General features: G+C 53.0%; 23 protein-coding genes. 14 read left to right on the forward strand and 9 right to left on the reverse strand.

Going from position 1 to position 24,886, the window contains the following annotated elements:
* Positions 1-4: 4 nt before the first annotated feature.
* Positions 5-1,081 carry an RluA family pseudouridine synthase gene (locus tag NF347_RS06415; RefSeq protein WP_290190918.1) on the reverse strand — a complete coding sequence of 359 codons (1,077 nt, stop codon included), beginning with the start codon at positions 1,079-1,081 and terminating at the stop codon, positions 5-7.
* A 1-nt stretch (position 1,082) separates the two neighbouring features.
* Entirely contained in the window at positions 1,083-1,679 is a 597-nt protein-coding gene (locus tag NF347_RS06420) for a PASTA domain-containing protein (protein ID WP_161553829.1), read from the reverse strand.
* A gap of 180 nt (positions 1,680-1,859) precedes the next feature.
* On the opposite strand from NF347_RS06420, the gene NF347_RS06425 reads away from it, so the two are divergent.
* The 7 genes from NF347_RS06425 (at position 1,860) to NF347_RS06455 (ending at position 8,904) form a co-directional block, all read left to right on the forward strand.
* Positions 1,860-2,660: an outer membrane protein assembly factor BamD gene (locus NF347_RS06425; protein WP_107036273.1), complete on the forward strand. Its 801-nt coding sequence runs from the start codon at positions 1,860-1,862 to the stop codon at positions 2,658-2,660.
* 70 nt (positions 2,661-2,730) lie between these two features.
* Positions 2,731-3,063 carry a DNA-directed RNA polymerase subunit omega gene (locus NF347_RS06430; protein ID WP_107036274.1) on the forward strand — a complete coding sequence of 111 codons (333 nt, stop codon included), beginning with the start codon at positions 2,731-2,733 and terminating at the stop codon, positions 3,061-3,063.
* Positions 3,064-3,231: 168 nt separating this feature from the next.
* Positions 3,232-3,507, forward strand: a complete 276-nt coding sequence (rpsO, locus tag NF347_RS06435) for a 30S ribosomal protein S15 (protein WP_107036275.1) — start codon at positions 3,232-3,234, stop codon at positions 3,505-3,507.
* Positions 3,508-3,712: 205 nt separating this feature from the next.
* Positions 3,713-4,885, forward strand: a complete 1,173-nt coding sequence (locus NF347_RS06440; RefSeq protein WP_107036276.1) for a LegC family aminotransferase — start codon at positions 3,713-3,715, stop codon at positions 4,883-4,885.
* Between the two features lie 116 nt (positions 4,886-5,001).
* Positions 5,002-6,054: an aldose epimerase family protein gene (locus tag NF347_RS06445; RefSeq protein WP_107036277.1), complete on the forward strand. Its 1,053-nt coding sequence runs from the start codon at positions 5,002-5,004 to the stop codon at positions 6,052-6,054.
* A gap of 12 nt (positions 6,055-6,066) precedes the next feature.
* Entirely contained in the window at positions 6,067-6,969 is a 903-nt protein-coding gene (locus NF347_RS06450) for a glycosyltransferase family protein (RefSeq protein WP_107036278.1), read from the forward strand.
* An 87-nt stretch (positions 6,970-7,056) separates the two neighbouring features.
* Positions 7,057-8,904 (forward strand): peptidase U32 family protein, encoded by a 1,848-nt coding sequence (locus tag NF347_RS06455; protein WP_107036279.1) that lies wholly within the window; start codon positions 7,057-7,059, stop codon positions 8,902-8,904.
* Positions 8,905-8,923: 19 nt separating this feature from the next.
* On the opposite strand, the gene NF347_RS06460 is transcribed toward NF347_RS06455, so the two are convergent.
* Positions 8,924-9,427: a flavodoxin gene (locus tag NF347_RS06460; protein WP_107036280.1), complete on the reverse strand. Its 504-nt coding sequence runs from the start codon at positions 9,425-9,427 to the stop codon at positions 8,924-8,926.
* 224 nt (positions 9,428-9,651) lie between these two features.
* Between NF347_RS06460 and NF347_RS06465 the strand changes: the two genes are divergently transcribed.
* From NF347_RS06465 to NF347_RS06495, 7 genes are all read left to right on the forward strand, one after another.
* The gene (locus tag NF347_RS06465) at positions 9,652-10,851 is read left to right on the forward strand and encodes an MFS transporter (protein ID WP_107681381.1); all 1,200 of its coding nucleotides are present in this window, start codon (positions 9,652-9,654) and stop codon (positions 10,849-10,851) included.
* Between the two features lie 88 nt (positions 10,852-10,939).
* The gene (fabD, locus tag NF347_RS06470) at positions 10,940-11,818 is read left to right on the forward strand and encodes an ACP S-malonyltransferase (protein WP_107036282.1); all 879 of its coding nucleotides are present in this window, start codon (positions 10,940-10,942) and stop codon (positions 11,816-11,818) included.
* A 19-nt stretch (positions 11,819-11,837) separates the two neighbouring features.
* Positions 11,838-13,091, forward strand: a complete 1,254-nt coding sequence (locus NF347_RS06475) for a M16 family metallopeptidase (RefSeq protein ID WP_107036283.1) — start codon at positions 11,838-11,840, stop codon at positions 13,089-13,091.
* A 116-nt stretch (positions 13,092-13,207) separates the two neighbouring features.
* Positions 13,208-14,227, forward strand: coding sequence for a tRNA dihydrouridine synthase DusB (gene dusB, locus NF347_RS06480; protein ID WP_107036284.1), 1,020 nt, complete (start codon positions 13,208-13,210; stop codon positions 14,225-14,227).
* Complete coding sequence (locus NF347_RS06485) at positions 14,224-14,937, forward strand: GIN domain-containing protein (protein ID WP_107036285.1); 714 nt, start codon at positions 14,224-14,226, stop codon at positions 14,935-14,937. The genes dusB and NF347_RS06485 overlap by 4 nt, the downstream gene beginning before the upstream one ends.
* Complete coding sequence (locus NF347_RS06490) at positions 14,938-16,422, forward strand: lipopolysaccharide biosynthesis protein (protein ID WP_107036286.1); 1,485 nt, start codon at positions 14,938-14,940, stop codon at positions 16,420-16,422.
* 96 nt (positions 16,423-16,518) lie between these two features.
* Positions 16,519-17,715 carry a tyrosine-type recombinase/integrase gene (locus NF347_RS06495; protein WP_107036287.1) on the forward strand — a complete coding sequence of 399 codons (1,197 nt, stop codon included), beginning with the start codon at positions 16,519-16,521 and terminating at the stop codon, positions 17,713-17,715.
* An 81-nt stretch (positions 17,716-17,796) separates the two neighbouring features.
* Here NF347_RS06495 and gdhA read toward each other — a convergent pair whose 3' ends face one another.
* The 6 genes from gdhA to NF347_RS06525 all read right to left on the reverse strand — a co-directional run bounded on the left by gdhA (position 17,797) and on the right by NF347_RS06525 (position 24,766).
* Positions 17,797-19,134 (reverse strand): NADP-specific glutamate dehydrogenase, encoded by a 1,338-nt coding sequence (gene gdhA, locus NF347_RS06500; RefSeq protein ID WP_107036288.1) that lies wholly within the window; start codon positions 19,132-19,134, stop codon positions 17,797-17,799.
* A gap of 144 nt (positions 19,135-19,278) precedes the next feature.
* Positions 19,279-20,319 (reverse strand): BF3164 family lipoprotein, encoded by a 1,041-nt coding sequence (locus NF347_RS06505; protein WP_107036289.1) that lies wholly within the window; start codon positions 20,317-20,319, stop codon positions 19,279-19,281.
* A 213-nt stretch (positions 20,320-20,532) separates the two neighbouring features.
* Positions 20,533-22,164: a lytic transglycosylase domain-containing protein gene (locus tag NF347_RS06510; RefSeq protein ID WP_161553764.1), complete on the reverse strand. Its 1,632-nt coding sequence runs from the start codon at positions 22,162-22,164 to the stop codon at positions 20,533-20,535.
* Positions 22,165-22,195: 31 nt separating this feature from the next.
* Entirely contained in the window at positions 22,196-22,828 is a 633-nt protein-coding gene (locus NF347_RS06515; protein WP_133165434.1) for a DUF5683 domain-containing protein, read from the reverse strand.
* Between the two features lie 271 nt (positions 22,829-23,099).
* Entirely contained in the window at positions 23,100-23,981 is an 882-nt protein-coding gene (locus tag NF347_RS06520; RefSeq protein ID WP_107681383.1) for a ParB/RepB/Spo0J family partition protein, read from the reverse strand.
* On the reverse strand, positions 23,978-24,766 hold the full coding sequence (locus tag NF347_RS06525; RefSeq protein WP_107036293.1) for a ParA family protein: 789 nt from the start codon (positions 24,764-24,766) through the stop codon (positions 23,978-23,980). Before NF347_RS06525 ends, NF347_RS06520 begins: the two co-directional genes overlap by 4 nt.
* Positions 24,767-24,886: the final 120 nt, after the last annotated feature.

Raw genomic sequence — 24,886 nt, forward strand, 5'->3', positions numbered from 1 at the left:
AAAGTTACAAATTTTTATTCACTTGCGCGGCTCTTTGACGCCATTTTTCAATCATTTGCCGCATATCGTCGGGCACTTCCGACGTAAAAAACATCTCTTTGCGCGTAGACGGATGCACAAAACCGAGAGTGCGGGCATGAAGCGCCTGACGGGGGCACAGCGCCACGCAGTTGTCAACAAATTTACGGTAGGCAGCCGTACGCTCCCCCCGCAATATCTGATCGCCGCCATAGCGGGCATCGCTGAACAACGGGTGACCGATGTGACGCATGTGGGCACGAATCTGATGCGTACGTCCGGTTTCAAGCACACATTTCACCATGCTTACAGGACCGAGATCCTCCAGCACCTCATAATGCGTGACCGCATGACGCCCATACTCGCTGCCTTCCGGAAAAACATCCATACGCAACCGGTCGGAAAGCGAACGTCCGATATTGCCCACAATCGTCCCTTGACGCGGAGAGGGGCACCCCCATACGACCGCCATATATTCGCGCTTTGTGGTTTTCTCGAAAAACTGACGACCGAGAGCTGTCTTGGCGTCAGGAGTCTTGGCCACGACAAGCAGACCCGACGTATCCTTGTCGATACGATGCACCAGTCCCATGCGAGGGTCGTCGGCGTCATAGTCGGGATTATCCTTGAAATGCCATGCCAGAGCGTTGACGAGCGTGCCGCTGTAATTGCCGTGTCCGGGATGAACCACCATCCCCGCCGGCTTGTCTACCACGAGCACAGTATCATCCTCATATACTATATTTATGGAAATATCCTCAGGTATGATATCCAGCTCGTAGCGTGGACGATCCATCACCACTGCCACTACATCGAGCGGCTTGACACGATAATTGCTCTTCACCGCACGCCCGTTGACCAATATGCAGCCCGCATCGGCCGCCTGCTGAATACGGTTGCGCGACGACTTCTCTATACGTGTGACAAGAAACTTATCCACACGCAGCAACTGCTGACCCTTGTCGGCTACAAACCGGAAGTGTTCAAACAGTTCACGTCCGTCATCACCGTCAGTCGTTGCTGACGCGCTCAGGTCCAGCTCGTCGATATCGGCATCCTCCATATCAGAACTGTTCGGTTTCAGGATCCGCCGTAGTGTCAATATCATCCGACACGCCTTCGCCTACATTCAGCACTATCGATGCAGTCACAGGCAGCCGGCTGCCAGCCTGAAGCTGGCGGCCGTCGCTTTTCACCGACACCACCAGATCCTTGAATTCCGACGGCACATACTCCACATATATATTCCGGAAACCGAGTCCCTCAAGTATCGAGCGAGCCTGACGCAGCGACACATCGGTGAGCGACGGCACACTCACACTCTTCGGAGAGAATGCCGTAATAGTCAGATACACCGTACGCCCGGCCTTCACTTTCGTTCCACGTTTGGGATTTTGCTCCACAACTGTGCCTGGGCGAGTTTTCTCGTCATATATCGAATCGCTCAACGCAGCCTCGAAGCCTTCACTCTCAAGACTGCTCATGGCAACCTCATAGGTCATGCCCTTCACCTGCGGCACTTCCACATAATGTCCATGATCTGTCCATGAGTCGAGCCACACCAGCAACAGCCACACAAACACGACCGCCACAAGAGCCATCAGAGCCAGATTAAACAGAAAACGGGTGGTGAAAGCGCCCGGACGCCACTTAAATTTCAAATTACTTGTACTTTTCACAATAATTATCAGCTGCCGGAAGGCCGTAAGACCACTGCCGGATGTAATAAAACGCATGGCAAAGTTAACAATTTACAACGGAATTGACTCAAAACATTGATAGTTTTTCGATAAAAAGATGTAACTTTGTGGCCGAAATTTCTACCAAATCAAGCAGGCATAATGCGCAAATACCTCATAATACTGCTCTCGGCCGTAGCACTGACATCGTGCGGAGAGTATAACAAAGTGCTCAAAAGCACCGACCCCAACCTCAAGCTCGAATTTGCCAAACGTGCATTCGAGCAGAAAAAATATGTGCAGGCCTCGACAGTGCTCAACGACATTGTTGACCAGTTCAGAGGTCAGGAAAAAGCCGAGGACGCGCTCTACCTCCTTGCATTGAGCAACTACGAGAACAAAGATTACGCATCATCAAGCGTATATTTCAAAAACTACTACACCCGATATCCGCGAGGAAAATACACCGAACTTGCACGCTTCTACTGCGGATACGGATATTATCTCGACTCCCCGGAGCCCCAGCTCGACCAAAGCGACACGATGAGAGGCATCGAAGAGTTGCAGGGATTTCTCGACTACTTCCCGCGATCCGACAAAGTCAGCATAGCGCAGAACGCAATTTTCGAGATGCAGGACAAGCTGACGCTTAAAGAACTGCAGAACGCACAGCTCTACTATAATCTCGGCAATTATATGGGCAACAACTACGAATCAGCCATAATCACCGCCCGCAACGCCATAAAGACATATCCTTACTCACGCTACAAGGAAGATCTTGAAATGGTGATACTCAAATCCAAATATCAGGAGGCTGTACAAAGCGTGGAGGAGAAAAAAGCCGACCGCTTCAGGGAAGTCATCGACGAATATTACTCGTTTATCAACAACTACCCCGACAGCCCCAACAAAGAGGAGGCCGAAAACATTCTGAAAATAGCACGCCGTCACGTAGGTGAATAAAACCGGTAAGAAGCCACAGACCTCCCAATCATTCAGAACTGAAACAAACAAAATATAAGCCAACAACAAGATGGATTATAAGAAGACCAACGCTCCATTAAACACCGTCACACGCGATCTCGTGGATCTCTCCGAAGAAACCGGAAACATCTATGAAACCGTCTGCATCATCGCCAAGCGCTCCAACCAGATCGCCGACGAGATGAAGCACGACCTCGAAAAGAAACTTCAGGAATTCGCATCGCTCAACGACAACCTTGAGGAAATATCCGAAAACCGCGAGCAGATCGAGATCTCACGCTATTACGAGAAACTCCCGAAACCCACCCTCATTGCCACACAGGAATATATTGAGCACAAAATCCACTTCCGCAATCCGGCCGACAACAAGGACATGGACTGACACGTATTAAGTGGCCAATTACGGCTGCAATAACGCCGACAGAAGGATTTAGCTCACAAATGTTTTGGCAGATTAAAAAATTAACACTACCTTTGTGGGCCTGAAAGCCTGAACGGCACAAGGCAACACCTATATAATTTCATCATAAACCCCTAAAAATTCCAAAGAATGCATTTGAATTCTGAAGAAAAAGCGGAAATCTTTGAGAAATACGGTAAGAGCAAGACTGACACTGGCTCGCCTGAAGCGCAGATTGCATTATTCTCGGTCCGTATCGCTCATTTGACTGAGCACCTCAAGTCAAATCACAAAGATTATACCACAGCACGCGCCCTTAAGGCTCTTGTCGGCAAGCGCCGTCGTCTTCTTGACTATCTGATCAAGACCGACATCAACCGCTATCGTGCCCTCATCGCCAAGAAGGAGCTCGGTATCAGAAAGTGATCGCTGCCATAGCGGCGATTGCCCGACGACAACACAATCGGCAGAGGCATCCATCATCATGGATTCCTCTGCCGATTCATTTATAGCCGGATATTAAATACCCATTCACTTCCCACGAAACAACACCCGTGAAAATATCCTGACAAAACGCTATCGATTACGACCCATTTTTACTAACTTTGTGGCTTAGTTCAGCTATACAGACATGACCAATAACGATTTCTGCGAAATAACGCAGTTTATCCGTCACAACTACAACGCTGCCGACGGACAGACCGTAGCACTTCACTCGCCGACATTCGCCGGAAACGAAAAGAAATATCTTGAGGAATGCATCGACACCACATTCGTGTCAAGCGTCGGAGCATTTGTAGATCGGTTCGAATCTGAAATGGCTCGATACACCGGAGCTGCAGGCGCGGTTGTCACAGTGAACGGCACCGCCGCCCTCCACATGGCCTTGATATTGAGCGATGTGGAACGCGGCGACGAAGTCATCACACAGCCACTGACGTTTATAGCCACCTGTAATGCAATCGCATATACGGGAGCGAGTCCGGTGTTCATCGACATCGACCGGTCAACACTCGGCCTGTCGCCCGACGCACTCGAAGCATGGCTTGAAGCAAATGCCGACGTTGACAACAACGGTAATTGCCGCAACAAGACAACCGGAGCGCGTATCAGCGCAGCAGTAGTGATGCACACGTTCGGACACCCCGCACGGCTCGACCGACTGGTCGACATATGCGAGCGATGGCACATCAAACTCATAGAGGACGCGGCAGAGAGCGTCGGATCGCTCTACCACGGACGCCACACCGGCACCATCGCCCCGATAGGAGCGTTGAGCTTCAACGGCAACAAAACAATCACTACCGGAGGCGGCGGAATGCTGCTGTTTTCCGACGAAACAATGGCACGGCGTGCAAAACACCTGACCACGCAGGCCAAAGTGCCACACCGATGGGAATTCATCCATGACTCGATCGGATATAATTACAGGATGCCCAACATTAATGCGGCCCTCGGATGCGCGCAACTCGAACAGCTTCCGAATTTTATCGCCGACAAACGACGTACGGCCGAAGCATACCGTCGATTCTTCGAGAATATCGACGGAATCGAATTCGTGACCGAACCGGAGGGCACCCGATCAAACTACTGGCTCAATGCCATACTGCTCCCCGACCGTACCGCGCGCGACTCTTTTCTGGAATACACCAACAACCATGGCATACAGACTCGCCCGGTGTGGGAACTTATGCCAAACCTCAGAATGTGGGAATCCGCCGCCACCGACGGCATCAGGGTGAGCCGCGACATTGCCGACCGTCTGGTCAACATACCTTCGGGAGTGACTGCCCCTCGCTATTGACCACTGCATTTAGCCCGAATACCGACACTAACTGCAAATTCTACCGGCAAAAAGCAAAAATAGTCGACGAAAACATTAACTTTGCATACAGAATTATTACCATAAGCTACTACATCATGAAAATCTCCCGACAGACTGCCCCATCACCGATGGGCGAAATCACGCTCTATACACTCACCAACGCTACAGGAGCCAGCGTCACATTGTCATCGCTCGGAGCCGGCATAGTAAAAACAGAGGTACCCGACCGCAACGGCAAACTTGACGACGTCGTGATCGGATATGCTGATCCGGCCGACTATATTGCCGACGGACCCTGTGCAGGCAAGATCCCCGGACGCTTCGCCAACCGCATAGCCAAAGGCCACTTCACACTCGACGGCAAAGACTATACTCTGGCCATCAACAATGGCCCGAACGCCCTGCATGGCGGCCCTACCGGATTCATGAACCGTATATGGGATTCAGAGGCAAATGCCCAGGAGGGCACCGTGACATTCTACCGTACAAGCCCCGACGGCGAAGAAGGATATCCGGGCAATCTCACGGTAAAGGCCACATATGCGTGGACCGACGATAATGTGCTGACACTGCGCCTGCAGGCCGAAACCGACGCTCCTACTGTTATCAATCTCACCAACCACGCCTACTGGAATCTCGAAGGCCATAACGCAGGATCGATACTCGACCACGAACTGCAGCTCGAATGCAGCAGATATCTGCCTACCGACGACACCCTCATACCGACAGGCGAGTTTGCTCCGGTAGCCGGAACACCCATGGATTTCACTACCCCGAAAAAGATCGGCCGCGACATAAAGACCGATTTTCCGGCACTCAACTACGGAAAAGGATATGACAACTGCTGGGTAGCCCACGGACCGATACGCAAAGGCGAACTGAAGACGGTAGCCATATTGTCGTCCGAACCGTCAGGCCGCATTCTGGAAGTCAGCACCACGCAGCCGGCCGCACAGGTCTACACCGGCAACTGGCTCGCCGGCTCGCCGGCAAACAAGGCCGGCCGCCCGTATGACGACTACGACGGAGTGGCCATCGAATGCCAGAACATGCCTGACGCACCCAACCATGCCGACTTCCCGTCGGCAGTGCTCCGCCCTGGCGAGAAATACGACGAAACTATCAAATTCTCATTCAAAACCAAATAAACAGAAACGCTAATGAAACCGACATTATTCGTTCTTGCAGCCGGCATGGGAAGCCGTTATGGCGGCCTCAAGCAGCTCGACGGCCTCGGCCCCCACGGAGAAACAATCATGGACTACTCGATCTATGATGCCATACACGCCGGATTCGGCAAGATTGTGTTTGTAATACGCAAGGATTTCGAACAGGATTTCCGCGAAAAGATCCTTTCGAAATACGAAGGACACATACCTGTGGAAGTTGTATTCCAGTCAATCACCGATCTGCCCGAAGGCTACACATGTCCTGAGGATCGCACCAAACCCTGGGGCACCAATCACGCTGTGCTCATGGGCAAGAACGCTATCAAGGAGCCGTTTGCAGTCATCAATGCCGACGACTTCTACGGCCGCAATGCTTTTGAGGTCATTGCCAAAGAACTCTCACGTCCGCGCGACCGCAAAGGCGACTACTGCATGGTCGGTTTCCGCGTCGGCAACACCATGACCGAAAACGGCTCCGTGGCGCGTGGCGTCTGCTCGACCAAGGACGGAAATCTGGAATCGGTCGTGGAGCGCACAGCCATCAGCTACGACAAGGAGGGCCGCATAGTATTCACCGACGAAAACGGCACAGAGCAGACTCTTGATCCCGCCACACCGGTTTCAATGAATCTCTGGGGCTTCACTCCCGACTATTTCGATTACAGCGAACGCGAATTCCGCCGGTTCCTTGACCGCTACATAAACACCCCCAAGAGCGAATTCTTCATCCCTCTGGCGATCGACACACTGATCAAGTCGGGCGAAGCAAGCGTAAAGGTGCTTGACACCGACAGCAAATGGTTCGGTGTGACATATGCCGCCGACCGTCCGGGAGTGGTTGAGAAATTCGCACAGCTCCATGCCGACGGCACCTATCCCGAAAAACTCTTCTGACAATCTTAACGACAATATACGGGGAGCGCCCACCGGCCATGACAAGCGGGCGCTCCCCTCTTTATTGGATTCCATACTGCCAGACCAATGCCCAGATCCGACCAAGCGAAACAGCTCGAACTACTCGCACCGGCACGCAACGCCGATATTGCGATCGAAGCCATCCGTCATGGTGCCGACGCAGTATATATCGGTCCGCCCAGTCATGGCGCCCGTCATGTCGCGTCCAATTCATTCGACGACCTGCAACGCGCCACCGACTTCGCCCACAGATTTGACACAAGGATATATGCCACCGTCAATACTATCGTCTACGACAGCGAACTGGCTGAAGTGGAACGTATGATACACCAGCTGTATCGCTGCGGCATAGACGCTCTGATAGTGCAGGATCTCGGCATTACCCGCCTCGACCTTCCGCCCATGGCCCTCCATGCGAGCACACAGTGCGACATCCGCACACCCGCCAAAGCACAGTTCCTGCAGTCGCTCGGATTCACACGTCTTGTGCTTCCTCGTGAACTGACTTTCGACGAAATCGCCGATATTGCCGGCGCAATAACAATACCGGTCGAAGTATTTGTACACGGCGCGCTCTGCGTGAGCTACAGCGGCGACTGCCGTGCCAGCCAGGCACTGAAAGGACGCAGCGCCAACCGTGGAGAATGCGCGCAGATATGCCGTCTGCCGTTTGATCTCACCGGACCCTCGGGCGAGAAAATCATCGAGCGACGACATCTGCTGTCGTTGCGCGATCTCAACCGGCTGACGTCGCTCGACCGACTGATCGAAGCCGGAGCCACGTCATTCAAAATAGAAGGACGGCTGAAAGATGAGGCCTACGTAAAAAACGTCGTCGGAGCATACAGCAACGCTCTCAACCGCATCGTCGACGCTTCGGAAGGCACACTGCGCAGATCATCGTCAGGCACCAGCCGACTCACTTTCACACCCGATCCGGAGAAGAGCTTCAACCGCGGATTTACCGGCTACTTCGGCTACGGAAATAATCCACAAGGCCAAATGGCATCGACGCTCACCCCAAAATGGATCGGCCAGCCGGTTGGAAAAGTCGTGCGAAGCCAAGGCAACCGTATAGAAGCTAATCTTACCGCCGAACTTCATAACGGCGACGGACTCGGATATTTCGACACCAACGGACAATACACCGGATTCCGTCTGAACAAAGCTGACGGCAACAGGCTGTTTCCGGCATCGCCAACATCAATAAAACCAGGCACCACACTATACCGCAACACCGACAAACAGTGGGACGACATAATGACGCGTCCCACCGCATCACGAACCATTTCAGCCCGGATAGAACTATATAGCGTCACAGGCGGCATCGCACTGCGCATAGAGGACGAGGATGGCAATTACACCGCCCTACGGCTCGAAGGAGAGTTTCCGAAAGCCCAGCGCGACCCGTTGCCTCACCGAGCCGAGATTCTCGCCAAGACCGGAGGCACTGACTTCAGGATAGAGCGGGTGACCGACCGTTGCGCCGACATATTCGTTCCCGCCGCCGCACTGACCGAACTCCGACGTCAGGCTGTCGACAGCCTGCAAAGAGTCCGACATGTTACTTATGAACGCGAACGTCCCGGACAACCATCTGACCCCGCGACTGCCAGCCCGCTTCCTTCAACAGTCATTACGCCCTCTGACAATGTGGCCAATCACCTCGCCCACGAATTATACCGACAACACGGAGCCACTGCCATTGACCCGGCAATGGAAGCAAGCGGCAACGTCAAACCGGGGACACGACTGATGACCACACGTTATTGCCTTCGCCGCGAAATGGACCGATGTCTGAAAACAGCCACAGGACGTCTCTGGCCGCAGCAGCTCACGCTCCAGTCGGGCAACATCAGACTCGGACTTGAATTTGACTGCCGAAACTGCCGGATGCACGTAGTCAGCCTATAGCTGCAGTCTAAGCCTGCAACTATTCCTGTGCAGCGACCATCCGGCACCAATCCTCGATACGGCCTTGAGTCAGATCCGGATGATTCACATTATCGATCAGCAGACCCACGGCATGGCCATCCTTGTCGGCTTCCGAACTGTCAAAGCTATATCCGTCGGTTCCAAAGTCAGCACCGATAAATTTCGCACCGGTATCCTTCAGACGCGAATACAGCTCGCCGACGGCATTGCAGAACGTATCGCTCATCGACTCGTCGCCACAGCCGAACAGCGCGATCTCCTTGCCGCTCAGATCCATGACTTCAAGCCCATGAGAGAAATCATCCATATTGTCTTGCATTTCGCCGTCGCCCCACGTACTCGTGCCAAGCAACAGCAGATCATACGCTGCCACTTCCGACGGAGCCGTCGTAGCCACATTGTGGATATCGCTCTCCTTTATACCAAGACACTTCGCTATCATCTCGGCCACCTCCAGGGTGGTTCCGGTAGTAGATCCATAAAAAATTCCGGTATTTTTCATAATCTCATATTGTTTAGTCTGTAAATACAACGGACTCCGGAGCTGTAATGTTCGGCATCTGATATCACCGGATAATACCTGAAATTCCACACAGCAGCCCTCTTGCCGACAGACACTGAGCTGACATCTTTTGCCGGAGTTACAGAAAAAATCGGTAATTTTGCCGCGATTTAACCGGACACAGACCGACCGGCGACATACCGGTCGTCCATTATTATTGATTTATGCGTAGCACTGACACTTCGATAGAAACCACATTTTCAATACTTTTTGCCATAAGCATCGCCCATCTTCTCAATGATGCGGTGCAATCGGTAATTCCGTCGATCTACCCGATACTCAAAGACGACTTCGGACTGACATTCATACAAATAGGAATCATCACATTTGTGTTTCAGATGACCTCGTCGATACTTCAGCCCTTCGTAGGCCGGTATGCCGACCGTCATCCGAGCCCGTTCGCCCTCACATTCGGCATGTGCATATCACTTGCCGGACTTGTCATGCTCGCCTTTTCCGACAGTTTCCACTTCATCATCGCCTCGGTGGCGGTAGTGGGCATCGGATCGTCAATATTCCACCCCGAAGCCTCACGCGTGGCACAGAACGCCGCCGGATACCGCAAGGGACTCGCACAGTCGATATTTCAGGTGGGAGGAAACGGAGGTACAGCCATAGGCCCTCTACTGGCAGCCATGATAGTTTTGCCCCACGGCAAAGGCGCCGTGATATGGTTTGCTCTCGCCCTCGTGCTCGGAGCTATTGTCACCACATGGATAGGCCGGTGGTATCGCCGATACGTGGCCACACGCATGGCATCGCAAGCGGCAAAAGTCATCAGATCGGTCCACTTGACAGAGAAGCAGATCAGACGCGCCATGACAGTACTGGTGTTGCTCACCTTCTCCAAACAGTTTTTTCTGGCAAGCATGCAGAGCTACTTCACATTCTTCCTCATCGACAAGTTCGGCATATCGATCCGCGACGCCCAGCTGTGTCTGTTTGCATTTCTCGCCGCATCGGCCATCGGCATTGTGGCCGGCGGGTACATCGGCGACAAGATCGGCCGCAAATACGTCATCTGGTGCTCAATCCTCGGAGCCGCGCCCTTCGCCTTGTGTCTGCCCTACGCGGGATATGCCATGACTATAGCACTGTCGGTGATTGTAGGCCTTGTGATCTCATCGGCATTCTCGGCCATACTCGTTTTCACTACAGAACTTAAGCCAGCACATATCGGCACCATCGCCGGACTGTTTTTCGGCCTCTCGTTCGGCCTTGGCGGCATCGGAGCAGCCTTCTTCGGATGGCTTGCCGAAATGACCGACATACAATTTGTATTCCGCGTGAGCACACTCCTCCCCCTGCTTGGCATCGTGGCCGCACTGCTCCCCGACATGAAACCGGCCGACAAGAAGCAATAAGGACGATGCATCTTTCCGTATCTCAATTTTTTATCGTAATTTTGCAGACATACAACGACCAATCAGAAACAAACATAAACGTTATTTTATGAAAGCATTTGTTTTTCCGGGCCAGGGTGCCCAGTTTGTCGGCATGGGCAAAGACCTCTACGACAACAATGCCACAGCGCACGAAATGTTTGAGAAAGCCAACGAAATACTCGGCTTCCGCATCACTGACATAATGTTTGAAGGCACCGACGAAGACCTCAAGCAGACCAAAGTCACACAGCCCGCCATATTCCTCCACTCTGTAATACTTGCCAAGACCATGGGAAGCGACTTCAACCCCGACATGGTGGCCGGACACTCGCTCGGCGAATTCTCCGCACTGACCGCCGCCGGAGCGCTCAGCTTCGAGGATGGCCTGAAACTGGTGGCCGCACGCGCCATGGCCATGCAGAAAGCCTGCGAGATCAAACCCTCGACAATGGCCGCCGTACTCGCTCTCCCCGATGAAAAAGTAGAAGAAATCTGTGAGTCAGTGCCCGGTATCGTCGTGTGCGCCAACTACAACTGCCCCGGACAGATCGTCATCTCCGGCGAGACAGAAGCCATCGACGCTGCTTGCGAGAAACTGCTCGAAGCCGGTGCAAAACGTGCTCTCAAACTCAAAGTGGGAGGCGCCTTCCACTCGCCCTGCATGGAGCCTGCCCGCGCCGAACTGGCCGAGGCCATAGCCCGCACAGAGATCCACACACCGATATGCCCCGTATATCAGAACGTCGACGCACAGCCCCACACCGATCCCGAAGAGATCAAGGCCAATCTGGTGGCTCAGCTTACCGCACCCGTGCGCTGGACACAGACCGTCAAGAACATGATTGCCGACGGAGCTACAGAATTTGTTGAGGTCGGACCGGGCAAGGTGCTTCAGGGTCTTGTCGCAAAAATCGACCGCAACGCCACCGTCAGCGGCATACAGTGATCACTACAGCCACACTGCTATGACCACTCACCACAAGAGTGAGCGCAACCCCGTGGCTATAAGCCATATGACCCTGCCGACAGGGTTACGACTGCTCCACATTCCCCTCGCGGGGGATGTGGAGTATTTCGGTATGGCCGTAAGAGCCGGAAGTCGCGACGAAATGCCGGGCGAAGAAGGTCTGGCCCACTTTGTAGAGCACACCATATTCAAAGGCACAATCCATCGGAAAGCCTGTCATATAGTCAACTGCCTTGAGTCTGTAGGAGGAGAGTTGAACGCTTTCACCACTAAAGAGGAGACCAACGTCTACAGTGTTTTCCCGAAAGGCAACCTGCGACGGGCTGCCGGCCTGATAGCCGACCTGGTGACCGACTCGGTGTTTCCCGCACAGCAGCTTGACAAAGAACGCTCTGTGGTGGAGGATGAGATCAATTCATATCTCGACTCCCCATCCGAAGCCGTCTACGACGACTTCGACGAACTGATATTTGCCGGATCACCGCTGGCTCACAATATTCTGGGTTCATGCGATACCCTCGCCACTTTTACTCCTGAAAAATGCCGTCAATGGCTCGAACGCCATTTCACCATCGATTCGTCGATCGTTTTCTATGCCGGCTCCGAACGTCCTGAAAAGGTGATCCGCACAGTAAGCGGAGCATTCGAGCGATTCACGCGCCGCTCCAATGGCGCTGACACACCCATTCCCGCCGCCACAGCCGCACCATTCATTATCGATCGGGGATCGTCGCGTCATCAGGCCCACACGCTCAGCGGTGTCATCACCGCAAGCCTTTACGACAACAGCCGGTTTGCCCTGTCGCTTCTGTCAAACATAATCGGAGGCCCGGGCATGAACTCACTGCTCAACGTAGAACTGCGTGAACGCCGTGGACTTGTCTACACCGTAGAATCGTCACTGGCACTATACAGCGACTGCGGACTGCTGACCGTGTATTTCGGATGTGATCCCGACAATCATGCCCGTTGTTTAGACGTGATGCGGCGCGCACTCGGACGACTTTCCTCCGACGGCCTGTCGGAGCGGAAATTCCGACAAGCCCAACGACAGCTTTCGGGACAGACCGTCATCTCTTCCGAACAACGTGAGAACGCCGTGATGTCTGCCGCAAGAAGTTTCCTTTTGCGCGGCGAAGTCATGACCACCGACGACTGCCGCAAAGCTATCGAGAGCATCACACCTGATGACTTCAGGCAGGTATTGAAACTGATTGATCCGGAGCGACTGTCGACTCTCACTCTGCATTGATCAGCCGCCGACGGACACCTGTGTGCCTGCGAAACATCGTGAAACATTGCTCCCCCGACGCATCTTTTACTCTAATCACTTGCATATTTACCGACATTGCATTAACTTCGTGACTGATGAATATTGGTGATATACAATTAGGACAGCGTCCGGTGCTCCTCGCTCCGATGGAGGATGTGACCGACGAATCATTCCGACTCATCTGCAAAGAGCAGGGAGCCGACTTCACTTACACGGAATTCGTGTCGGCCGACGCGCTGATACGCAACATAGCCGCCACCACACGCAAACTCAAGATCAGACCGGCTGAGCGTCCGGCCGCCATACAGATCTACGGCCGCGACACGCAGTCGATGGTCGAGGCTGCCAGAATAGTGGAACAGGCTCAGCCCGATGTGATCGACATCAACTTCGGATGTCCGGTAAAAAAAGTGGCCGGAAAAGGAGCCGGAGCCGGAATGCTGCGCGACATACCAAAAATGCTTGAAATCACCTCAGCAGTGGTCAAAGCGGTCAATATTCCTGTCACGGTCAAGACCCGTACAGGGTGGGATGCCGACCACCGTCTCATAGCCACTCTCGCCGAACAATTGCAGGACTGCGGCATAAAAGCGCTTACGGTGCATGGCCGCACAAGAGCGCAGATGTACACCGGCTGGGCCGACTGGGAAATGATTGCCCGCGTGAAAGAGAATCCCCGGCTGACCATACCGCTCATAGGCAACGGCGACATCACTACCGGACAGGAAGCACGCGAAGCATTCGACCGCTATGGAGTGGACGGAGTGATGGTCGGACGCGCCTCTATCGGCGCCCCATGGATATTCCGTTCGATGAAAGCAGCTATAACAGGCGAAGATGAGCCGATGATCACAGACGCCGAGAAATTCGCCATACTGCGCCGTCAGATCACCGAGAGCATAGAACGCATCGACGAATACCGCGGGATACTCCACATACGCCGTCATCTGGCAGCCTCGCCGCTGTTCAAGGGCATAGCCAATTTCAGGGACACACGCATAGCCATGCTGCGCGCATCGACCTACGACGAACTGTCGGCCATACTCAACCAAGTGGAAGAACAGCTGTCGACACAGGAAATCAAACGAAACCCCACCACAACCCAACAGATATGAAACGCAAACTCATCCCCATCATTTTAGCCACAGCGGCCGTTGCAGCCTACGCGGCCGAACCGACACGCTATGAGCTCGACGTAAAGGACTTCACCGAACTGAAGGTGACGGACGGCATCAATGTCGACTACCGCTGCAATCCTGATTCGGCAGGAAAAGCCGTGTTCAACACATCGCCGGAACTGGCATCGGCCATATACTTCGTCCCCGGAAAGTCTAAACTTGAGATACAGCTCGCCACAAAGGAAAACGGTAAATACGACGGTCTGCCCACCGTGACGGTCTATTCCAATTTCCTGTCAAAAGTGGAAAATTCCGGTGACTCGCTTGTAAGAGTGGTCAGCATAGCTCCCGGCCCGAAATTCAAAGCACGGGTTATCGGCAACGGCCACTTGCTCGTACGCAACGTGAAAGCCAATCAGGTCGACGCATCGATCGACACCGGCAACGGCACCATAACCATCTACGGATCGGCCGACCAGGCCAAATTGTCGACCACCGGCAAAGGCAACATCCAGGCCGACGGACTGACAGCCAACTCTGTCAAGTGCAGCCTGTGGGGCACCGGATCTATCGGCTGCAGCCCCAAAGAGGAGCTTTCGGTGATGGGAGCCGGATCCGGCACCGTCTACTACAAAGGACAGCCGTCGATCAAAAACCGCTCCGTAGGAGTCAAGACATCACCGATAGATCAGACCGAAAGCAAATAAATGGCCCAGCAGGCGGAAATGAAACGCCGCGTGGCCGGCACTGTCAAATGGAACGCCATCGACAAACTGTTGTCGATGGCTCTCTATACCGTCACCGGGATAGTGCTCGCGCGTGAAGTGCCTAAGGACGACTTCGGCCTGCTCGGAGCCGTCATGGTGTTCGCGGCCTTTGCAGCCCTGTTTGTCGACAGCGGCTTCTCATCGGCGCTGATTCAGAAAAAACGCGTGAGCCGCCTTGACTACAGCTCAGTGTTCTGGCTCAACATGGCTGTAGCCACCGCCATATACATAATCCTTTACTTCTGTGCCCCGCTCATAGCACGCATATTCCAGAACGATCTGCGCATCATACCGGTGGCGCGGGTGGCTCTGCTCGCATTTGTCATCAACGCCACTGCCATAGTGCAGACCAACCGGCTCATGAAGCGTATGCAGGTGAAAATGATCACTGTCAGCAATGCACTCGGACTCATCATCAGTTCGGTCGCCGCTATATGGATGGCTGTCGAAGGGATGGGAGTGTGGGCGCTCGTATGGCAGACCCTGATACTCTCCGCCGTAAAATCCATCATACTCTGGGCCACCGGCCACTGGACTCCACTCTTTCGCATATCACTGCGATCGCTTAAAGGCTTTTTCAAAGTAGGCTCGGGCATGATGGGTGGAGCGTTTCTCAATATCCTGTTCAAAAACATCTATGCGTTTATAATAGGCATGAGAGCCGGAGTCTTGCCATTGAGCTACTACACCCAGGCCGACAAATGGAGCAACATGGGCATATCATCGCTCACGGCAATATTCACACAGTCGTTTCTGCCCGCGCTGTCGCAGTTTCAAGACGATCCACGGCGCTTTGCAGCATCGACAGCCAAGATGAACCGTTTCACATCATATCTGCTTTTCCCCTGCTGCGGACTGGCCATAACAGTGACCACCGCACTGTTTCATCTATGCTTCGGCTCCAAATGGGATGCGGCCATATATCTGTTTCAACTTCTGATGCTGCGAGGCATATTCACCGTATTGAGCAGCCTCTACAACAACTACATACTGGCACTCGGCCGCTCGCGGCTGATAGTCGTCACCGAATTGCTGCGCGACTCGGCCGCACTCATCGCCATAGCGCTCACATGGCCGTTCATCGCCCTCGAAACGGCCGAAGATCCCACACTCGGCATAGCTATTCTGCTCTGGGGACAGATCGGAGCCTCCGTCCTTACATGGGGAGTCACTCTTGTCGTGGCCTCAAGACTATCCGGACGCAACGCATGGCAGTTTGCAAGCGACTCGCTGCCTTATGCCGCCACAGCACTGATTTCGGTGACACTCGCCTCCATGCTCACATGGCTTACCGGCTCGCCACTGCTGCTCACCGTAGGGCAACTCCTCATCGGAGGCGCTATATATATGGGACTTAACAAAATTGCCGGTTCGCGCATACAGTCGGAAGTGATCGGTCACTTGCGCTCGCGCTTCATACGCTGACTCCGCTGAAATGATATCCCGCTATGATCATGACCGTGAATGATTGGGTCGTGATTTGCATCTTTGCTTTGACACGAACCATCAACTGTCAACGACATGACTTCAATCAAAGTAAAGTTCAGACCCGGATGCCGCGCGGAGCATCCCGGAAGCATAGTCTATATGATCAGCCATCTTGGCCGCTCGCGAACCGTTTCAAGCGGCTACAGACTGTATGCATGCGAATGGAATGACACGGCATCTGCAGGACGCAGCCCGAACCAGCGCGAACAATACGTGACCGAGGCAAAAGAGAGCGTACATCATGATCTTGAGCACCTGCGCCGGATCATAGACCGACTGACACACTCGTCTGTGCCATTCTCTGCCGATGATGTAGCCGCGGAATTCATGAGATTTTCGCGACTGTACTCGCTCTTCACATATATGGACAGGCAGATATCCACTCTGCGCGGCAGGGGCAAGCCTCGCACCGCCGAAATATACCGCACGACACTCAACAGTTTCAGGCGTTTCCGCAATGACAATGATGTCAGAATAGACTGCCTCACTCCCGATATGCTCAGCCGATATGAAACATCGATGCGACTCAACGGCATCACTTGCAACACCTCATCGTTCTATATGCGTGTGCTTAGGGCCGTCTACAACCGCGCAGCTGAGGAAGCCGGCTTCGACAACCGCCATCCTTTCCGGCATGTCTATACCGGCATTGACAAGACCGTAAAAAGAGCGCTCCCGATCCAGACCATAAGCCGGATAAGGGCATTGTCACTGGCGCGTCATCCGAAACTCGACTTTGCACGCGATATGTTCATGATGAGTTTCTTCCTGCGAGGCATGAGTTTTGTCGACATGGCCTTTCTCCGCAAATCGGATCTCGACGGAGGACGCGTCACCTACCGGCGGCGCAAGACCGGACAGCAACTGACCGTAGGCTGGACGCGGGAAATGCAGGCCATTGTCGACAAATATCCATGCAACCCCACCCAGTATCTGCTGCCGATCATCACCCGCAAGGATATCGACGAAAGGCAGGTGTACCGCAATATTTCGTCATCGATCAACAGCAGTCTCAAAAAACTGGCAGCACTTGTCGATTCATCACAGCGGCTTACAATGTATTGCGCCCGCCACAGCTGGGCTTCGGCAGCAAGAATCAAGGGGGTGCCTTTGAGCATTATCAGCGAAGGCATGGGACACAACTCCGAAACGACAACCCGCATTTACCTGGCAAGCCTTGACACATCGGCCATCGATTCGGCCAACTCACTTATAATCGATTCGGTCTGACACCGCCAAAACATGCAAGACCCTGTGCATCGACTACGACGCACAGGGTCTTGAAAATACTCACTGACGGATATACTCGGGTCAGATCACGCCCTGCCCCATCATGGCATTGGCCACCTTCATGAAGCCGGCGATGTTGGCACCCTTCATGTAATTGATAAATCCATCGGGTTCGGTTCCGTATTTCACACACTGCTCGTGAATATCGCGCATGATCACGTGAAGCTTCTCGTCGACCTCCTCGGCACTCCACTGCAGGTGCATGGCATTCTGGCTCATCTCCAGACCGGAAGTGGCTACTCCACCCGCATTGACAGCCTTGCCGGGGGCATAGGTGGTGTGCGAGCTGATGAACGCATCGATAGCCTCAGGCGTACATCCCATGTTTGACACCTCGGCCACCATCTTCACTCCGTTGGCTATGAGCTGACGTGCATCATCGCCGTCAAGCTCGTTCTGCGTGGCGCACGGCAGAGCTATATCCACCTTCTGCTCCCACGGCTTGCGTCCGGGATAGAACGTGGCTTCAGGATAGCGCTCGGCATACGGAGCCACAATATCCTCGCCCGATGCACGAAGCTCAAGCATATAGTTGATCTTGTCGCCACTCACTCCCTCGGGATCGTAGATGTATCCGTCGGGACCGGAGATCGTCACCACTTTGGCTCCAAGTTCGTTGGCCTTGAGAGTCGCACCCCAGGCCACATTTCCGAACCCGCTGACTGCGACAGTCTTGCCCTTGATCGAATCATTCTTTTCGGCCAGCATGCTCTGCACGAAATAAAGAGCGCCGAATCCCGTAGCCTCCGGACGTATGCGCGAGCCGCCGAAATCAAGTCCCTTGCCGGTCATGGATCCGTCACACTCGTTGCGCAGCTTCTTGTACATGCCATACATATAGCCTACCTCACGGCCGCCAACACCAATGTCGCCCGCAGGCACATCACGGTCAGGACCGATATTTTTCCAAAGCTCAAGCATGAACGCCTGACAGAAGCGCATGATCTCCGCGTCGCTCTTGCCACGCGGCGAGAAGTCACTGCCACCCTTGCCGCCGCCCATCGGAAGGGTGGTAAGAGCGTTCTTGAATGTCTGCTCGAATCCGAGGAACTTAAGTATCGACAGATTTACACTCGCATGGAAACGGATACCACCCTTGTACGGGCCTATAGCGTTGTTGAACTGCACGCGATAACCGAGGTTGGTCTGCACTTCGCCGCGGTCGTCAGTCCAAGTGACACGGAATGTCACTATGCGGTCGGGTTCTACCATACGCTCGACTATACGGGCTTTCTCAAACTCAGGATGCTGGTTGTAGACTTCTTCCACACACATCAGCACTTCCCTTACAGCCTGCAGATACTCCTTTTCACCGGGGTGTTTCACCTCCAGGGAGTTCATGATACTGTTGATGTCCATTTTTCTGATTCTTTAAGGTATAGAGATATTGGTTAACCTTTGATTTTGGTTATTGATGCTGCAAATATACTATTAAAACAGTTGCAGGTGGAGCATCTAACAGTTTAATTTTAGTTAAAAAAGAGATGAATGCATCTACATGCATTATCTTACAGAAAAACTTACAAGAATCGGGTCAGTACCATCCTGACTTATGGCATAGATGCGGCCGAATTCATCAGGAGCGGTCATCGCACGCACCCGACGCGAAAGAGCATATTCTCCAACCTTATTGCCATCCCAGTCATAGACCCAAAGCATATTGCCCGTCCAGTTGGAGTCGTCTAACTGCCTGCCGTCATAAAGGATATAGACACGCTCGTTGTCGGCTGTTCCCTCAAGGAATCTAACTTCTTCATGCCCGTCCACACCAAGATATTGTCCGTCGGCAAACCGATGTTTCATCGAACTGTTGCGAAACTGATTGACAGCGCGCAGTGTGTCGGCTTCCAGACGGAAAAAAGCTGCAGCCTCGTCACCTGAAGCGATTGCAACAACCTTCCTGCCATCGGGCGAAACGGCGAACCCAAACTGATAGGCGGCGGTCATAGCCACATTCCCGGCTTTAGCCGCCCTGTCTTCAGGCATACGGTCGCCATAGTGGCCTGTCACATGTCCCTCACGGTCAAACATCGTGAATATCTCTGGATACTCTACATAGCCGTCTGTGCCGATATAGCCACCGTCGGCCAGCGATCCCACATTCCATGTATCGAGATTCAGAATGCGGGTATATGTGAGATACAGACTGTCGGTGCCCTCGACTTCGGCCACATACAGATCCCTGTTGTCGGCGCGAAGAAGCGTGAAGGCATCATCGCGTCCGGGGATCGTCGAAAACATCACCACATTGCCGAATTCACCGGGGCCAACCCCCTTGGCAACGAAATTACCGGCATACCGGCCGCAGGCAACGTCGACAAGATGAGCCAGCGAATCAGTCTTGTTGTCAAGAATAAGAAGATAATCACCGGCTCTTTGCATCGAAAGCGGGCGTCCGATCATCGGTTCGGGAGCAATCTCTGCATCCTCTACAAGGATATCTCTGCGCTCTATGTCATTAGCTTTTTGAACCGAACATCCGGTCAACGGCATCGAAATCAAAACGGTCGATAATGCAAACCACGCACAGTAAAATTTCATCATTGCTTGAGTATGTAGTAAGAGATTGTCTAAATTTAATAATACGGATTTTGAGAAGGATTGTCAGATGGATTTTTGTTTGTGATGAGGGAGTGTAGCCGTAGCTACATGACCGGGGAGCAAACAAAGAGACGCTGGAAAGACTCTCAAAAGCAAAGTGATATGAATTTTAGACAATCTCTAAAAGTAACCGGATGAATGATCGGAACGCCGGTCTCAACGTCTACGGGCAGGTATCTTGAGCTTGTCGCCTATATCGAGACGTGTGCCCGACATTCCGTTGGCCTTCTGTATGGCTGCGACTGTTGTGCCGAAACGTTTGGCGATCTTGCTCAGATTGTCGCCGCGACGCACGGTGTAGGTTGTAGTCGATGCCGCAGCTGTTTTTGGCTTTGACTTCTTGGCTGCAGTCTGCTTGGCGGGTGTCTTCGCAGCCGTGACGCTCCGCGAATCTGCGGCAGCAGACTTCGGCTCTGCCTGAGCCACCGCCGGCTGTCCGTCATTGCTTTCCGGCTGCACGCTGTCTCCGGTCGATGCCACCGATGTCGAATCGGCATTTATTCGGATTCTTTCATAAGTCTGTATTTTCAGCTTCTTGCCGCGATGCACTTTTCCGCTCCTCATATTGTTCCATCGCTTGATGTCCGTGGCGCTTACACCATATTTGCGGGCTATGGAGCGGAGATTCTCTCCGCGACCCACAGTATGTGTTTTGGTGATCATGCGCGTCACATAGGAAGAGCCGTCGGGCTGACGCTCCAGACTTTCTCCAGGTTCTACATGAGTTCGACGGGCATAAGCGTCCGAATTCATGTCGAGGATAGCCTGTTCACTCATTATGTAGCTGAGCACCTGCTGTGAGGGGAGAACAAGAGCGTAGGGATGATTGTCACCGGGTATGATATCCTTGCGAAACTGCGGGTTGAGCATTCTGATCTCCTCAACCGGTATGTTGAGCACCTGAGCTATCTGATTGAAGTGCACGCGTTTGTCTACCAACACCGTATCGGTAATCAACTTCTGCTTCACAACTGTAGGTCTTATGCCGTACTTACCGTAATAATTCATCACGAAATTGGCTGCAATGAACGCCGGCACATATCCGCGGGTTTCCGGCAGAAGGAAGTTGTAAATTTCCCAATAATCTTTCTTGCCGGTGCCTCCTGCGCGTCGCAACGCCTTGTTGACATTACCGGGTCCGCAGTTATAGGCGGCTATGGCCAGCGACCAATCCTCATAGATCTCATACAGCTGCTTGAGATATCTCACCGCATAGCGCGATGCAAGGCGAGGATCGCGACGCTGGTCAACGAGCGAATTCACCTCAAGTCCCAGACCCACAGCTGTGGCTGGCATCATCTGCCAGAGTCCGCATGCGCCCACACGCGACACAGCGTTGGGATTCAGCGCCGACTCGATGATAGGCAGATACTGCAGCTCAAGAGGAAGCTTCTCTCGCAGCAGCTCTTCTACGAATATGTTGCCGTAATAATTGTTGAGAGCAAGCAGATCAGCCACAAGATCACGACGCTTTCCGAGATACATGTCGATATAATTGCCCACAATGGAATTATATGGCAGTTCTATCTCCGCCGGCAGCTGGCTCAGCAGCTCCTCGTATTCGGCAGGATTGCCTTTGACCGGCGTAGAGGCCGATTCGTCGGCACGCGCAGCGTAATGCTTGAGATAGAAATTTTCCTGCAGTTCACGGGTTTTGGTTTCAAAACTCTCCGGCGCGACGATATTGTCGTCGGTGATCGAATGCTTGATGTCGAGAATGGACAGCCCTTTAGCCGTTGCGGTGAGCGCGAGCAGTCCGGTAAATAGTGTTATAATTGATTTCTTCATGATCATGTATCTATGCAGGGATCATCAATCGTCAGAAACGCAACGCCCACTGCAGCCCAAGTCCGGGTCGTGTGCGTGTATCGGGTATTACGGCAGGGGCCACCTCCATTGAAAGATCGGGAGATATATCAAAATGCGCCAGCGACGCGTCGACGTATGCGTCGACTATCGCAAGCAGATACACTCCCACCATGGAGATAATACACAGATCGCGGTTTCTGCGATAAAAGTCCTTGCGTGATTTCAATATATTTGTGAGCCATGTCTTGTCGAGATCCTCCTCCTTGACCGTGGCGGGGAAGAAATCCATGTAGCTCTTGGTGTTCGGATCATTATCCATAATATCACCATAGGCGCGTGTATAGTCCTTCAGCATGGAGTTGTTCCACGACGCGCCATATCCAAGTCCCATGAATCCGGCTGCCACAAGCGGCAGTTTCCAGTAACGACGGTTGTAGACCTGCCCCAGTCCGGGAAACAGCGCCGACATCCACACGGCTCTCATAGGGTCGGGATTGAATTCCCTGACATTACGGCTTATTCCGACTGTTTCTTTAATCGAGTCAGGCAGCAGAGCCATCTGGGGTGAATCTACTATCTTGATTGAATCCACCGGCAGTAATATAAGACTGTCGGATGTGGCTGTGGCATAGACTGAATCCACGACGACCTCCGACGGCTGTATGGCAGGCTGACCTAAAGGTATTGAATCTGGTACTTCTACCTTATGCTGACGCTTGACCGGCTTTATCGGACGGGTATTCTGACAAAAAATGTTAAAAGGACATAGCAATGCCACAATGACCATAACGATCATTGCCAAAGAAGCCGCCGGGCTAAACAGTCTTCTATTGCTACCGTTTCCTTTGCGCATGCCTATCCCGCTGAGTTTCTTTTGTTTATTCAGATCTATCAGTATAATATGGTTGTATTTGTCAGCCCTCCTGAGCTTTCACGTCGTCAAAGATAGTAATTAATCTTTCAAGTTCATCTTCGCTCTTGAAGCTGAAGGTGATTTTGCCGGATCCGGAGGCCGAACAGGTGAAGTGGACAGGAGTGTTGAATTTGCTTGAAAGATGATTGCGCAGCAATTCGAAATCCTTCGACAGCGATGTGTTCTCACCAGTGCTGCGCGCCTCCGCAGATCCTTCGCGGATAGACTTCACCAGATCCTCTACCTTACGCACCGAAAGCCCCTCCTTGAGGATGCGCTTATATATCTTCAGCTGCACCGTAGGATCATCTATGGCAAGCAGCGCGCGCGCATGCCCCATATCAAGACGCTTGTCGCGCAAACCGAGCTGCACTTCGGCCGGAAGCCGGAGAAGGCGCAGAAAGTTGGCTACCGTAGCACGTTTCTTGCCGATACGCTCACTCAGACGTTCCTGCGTAAGATCGTAGCGCTCTATCAGTTTCTTGAATGTCAGCGCTATCTCTATCGCATTAAGATCCTCACGCTGGATATTCTCGATCAGAGCCATCTCTGTCAGCTCACTGTCGCTGGCCACGCGTATATATGCCGGGACTGTCGACAGTCCGGCCATGCGGGCAGCTCTGTAGCGGCGTTCTCCGGCTATGATCTGATAGTTGCCGCCGACGCTGCGTAGCGATATGGGTTGTATTATACCCAGTTCTCTGATAGAAACCGCCAGTTCGGCAAGCGACTCCTCGTCGAAGTTGCTGCGCGGCTGATCGGGATTGGGCTGTATGAGCTCTATATCTATCTCGTTAATGGCTGAAGCGCCCGATGCGGGCACATCGTCCATAGGTATCAGTGAATCAAGTCCGCGGCCAAGCGCCTGTCTTTTCGGTTTCATTTCGATGTGGCTTTAGCTTTTTTCTTCTGCTTGTTGATAATCTCCTTAGCCAACGCGTTGTGCGATGTAGCGCCACGGCTTTCCGGATCATAGACGAGTGCCGGCAGACCATGCGAGGGAGCCTCACTCAGACGTATATTGCGTGGAATGACGGTGTTGAACACCATGTCGCCGAAATGACCTTTCAGTTCTTCGTAGATCTGATTTGCGAGCCTCAAGCGTGCATCATACATCGTCAGCAGGAATCCCTCTATCTCAAGCGACGGATTCAGACGCGGCTTGATGATACGGATAGTGTTGATCAGCTTGGTGATGCCTTCAAGGGCAAAATATTCGGCCTGCACAGGTATTATGACAGAGTTGGCGGCCGTCAGCGCATTGACCGTTATCAGGCCGAGCGACGGAGAGCAGTCGATAAGTATATAATCGTATTTGTCGGCTACGGGCGCAAGCACTTTCGACAGAACGCGCTCACGATTCGGGCGGTTGATCAATTCCAGTTCCGCACCCGCCAGGTCGATCCGCGATCCTACAAGTTCCAGCCCTTCGACACAGGTAGGCACCTGCGATCCTTCCAAAGGATAGTCGTCGACAAGGCATTCGTAGATCGACGAAGTCATCTGATCAGGATTGATTCCATAACCCGACGTGGCGTTGGCCTGCGGATCGGCATCGATTATGAGCACCTTTTTCCCTTCGGCTGCGAGCGACGCTCCGAGATTGATCGTGGTTGTGGTCTTTCCCACTCCTCCCTTCTGATTTGCTATTGCAATTATCTTGCCCATGTGTTTTTACTTGTGACTGATGTTACACGCTGCAAAGATAGCTTGATTTCAACACGCTGCGCAAATGTTCCACGGCAAAAATGAGTTAAATGTTGATAAATCGCCATGAATGTTGAAAAC

The sequence above is a fragment of the Paramuribaculum intestinale genome (assembly GCF_030759015.1).
Lineage (GTDB): Bacteria > Bacteroidota > Bacteroidia > Bacteroidales > Muribaculaceae > Paramuribaculum > Paramuribaculum intestinale.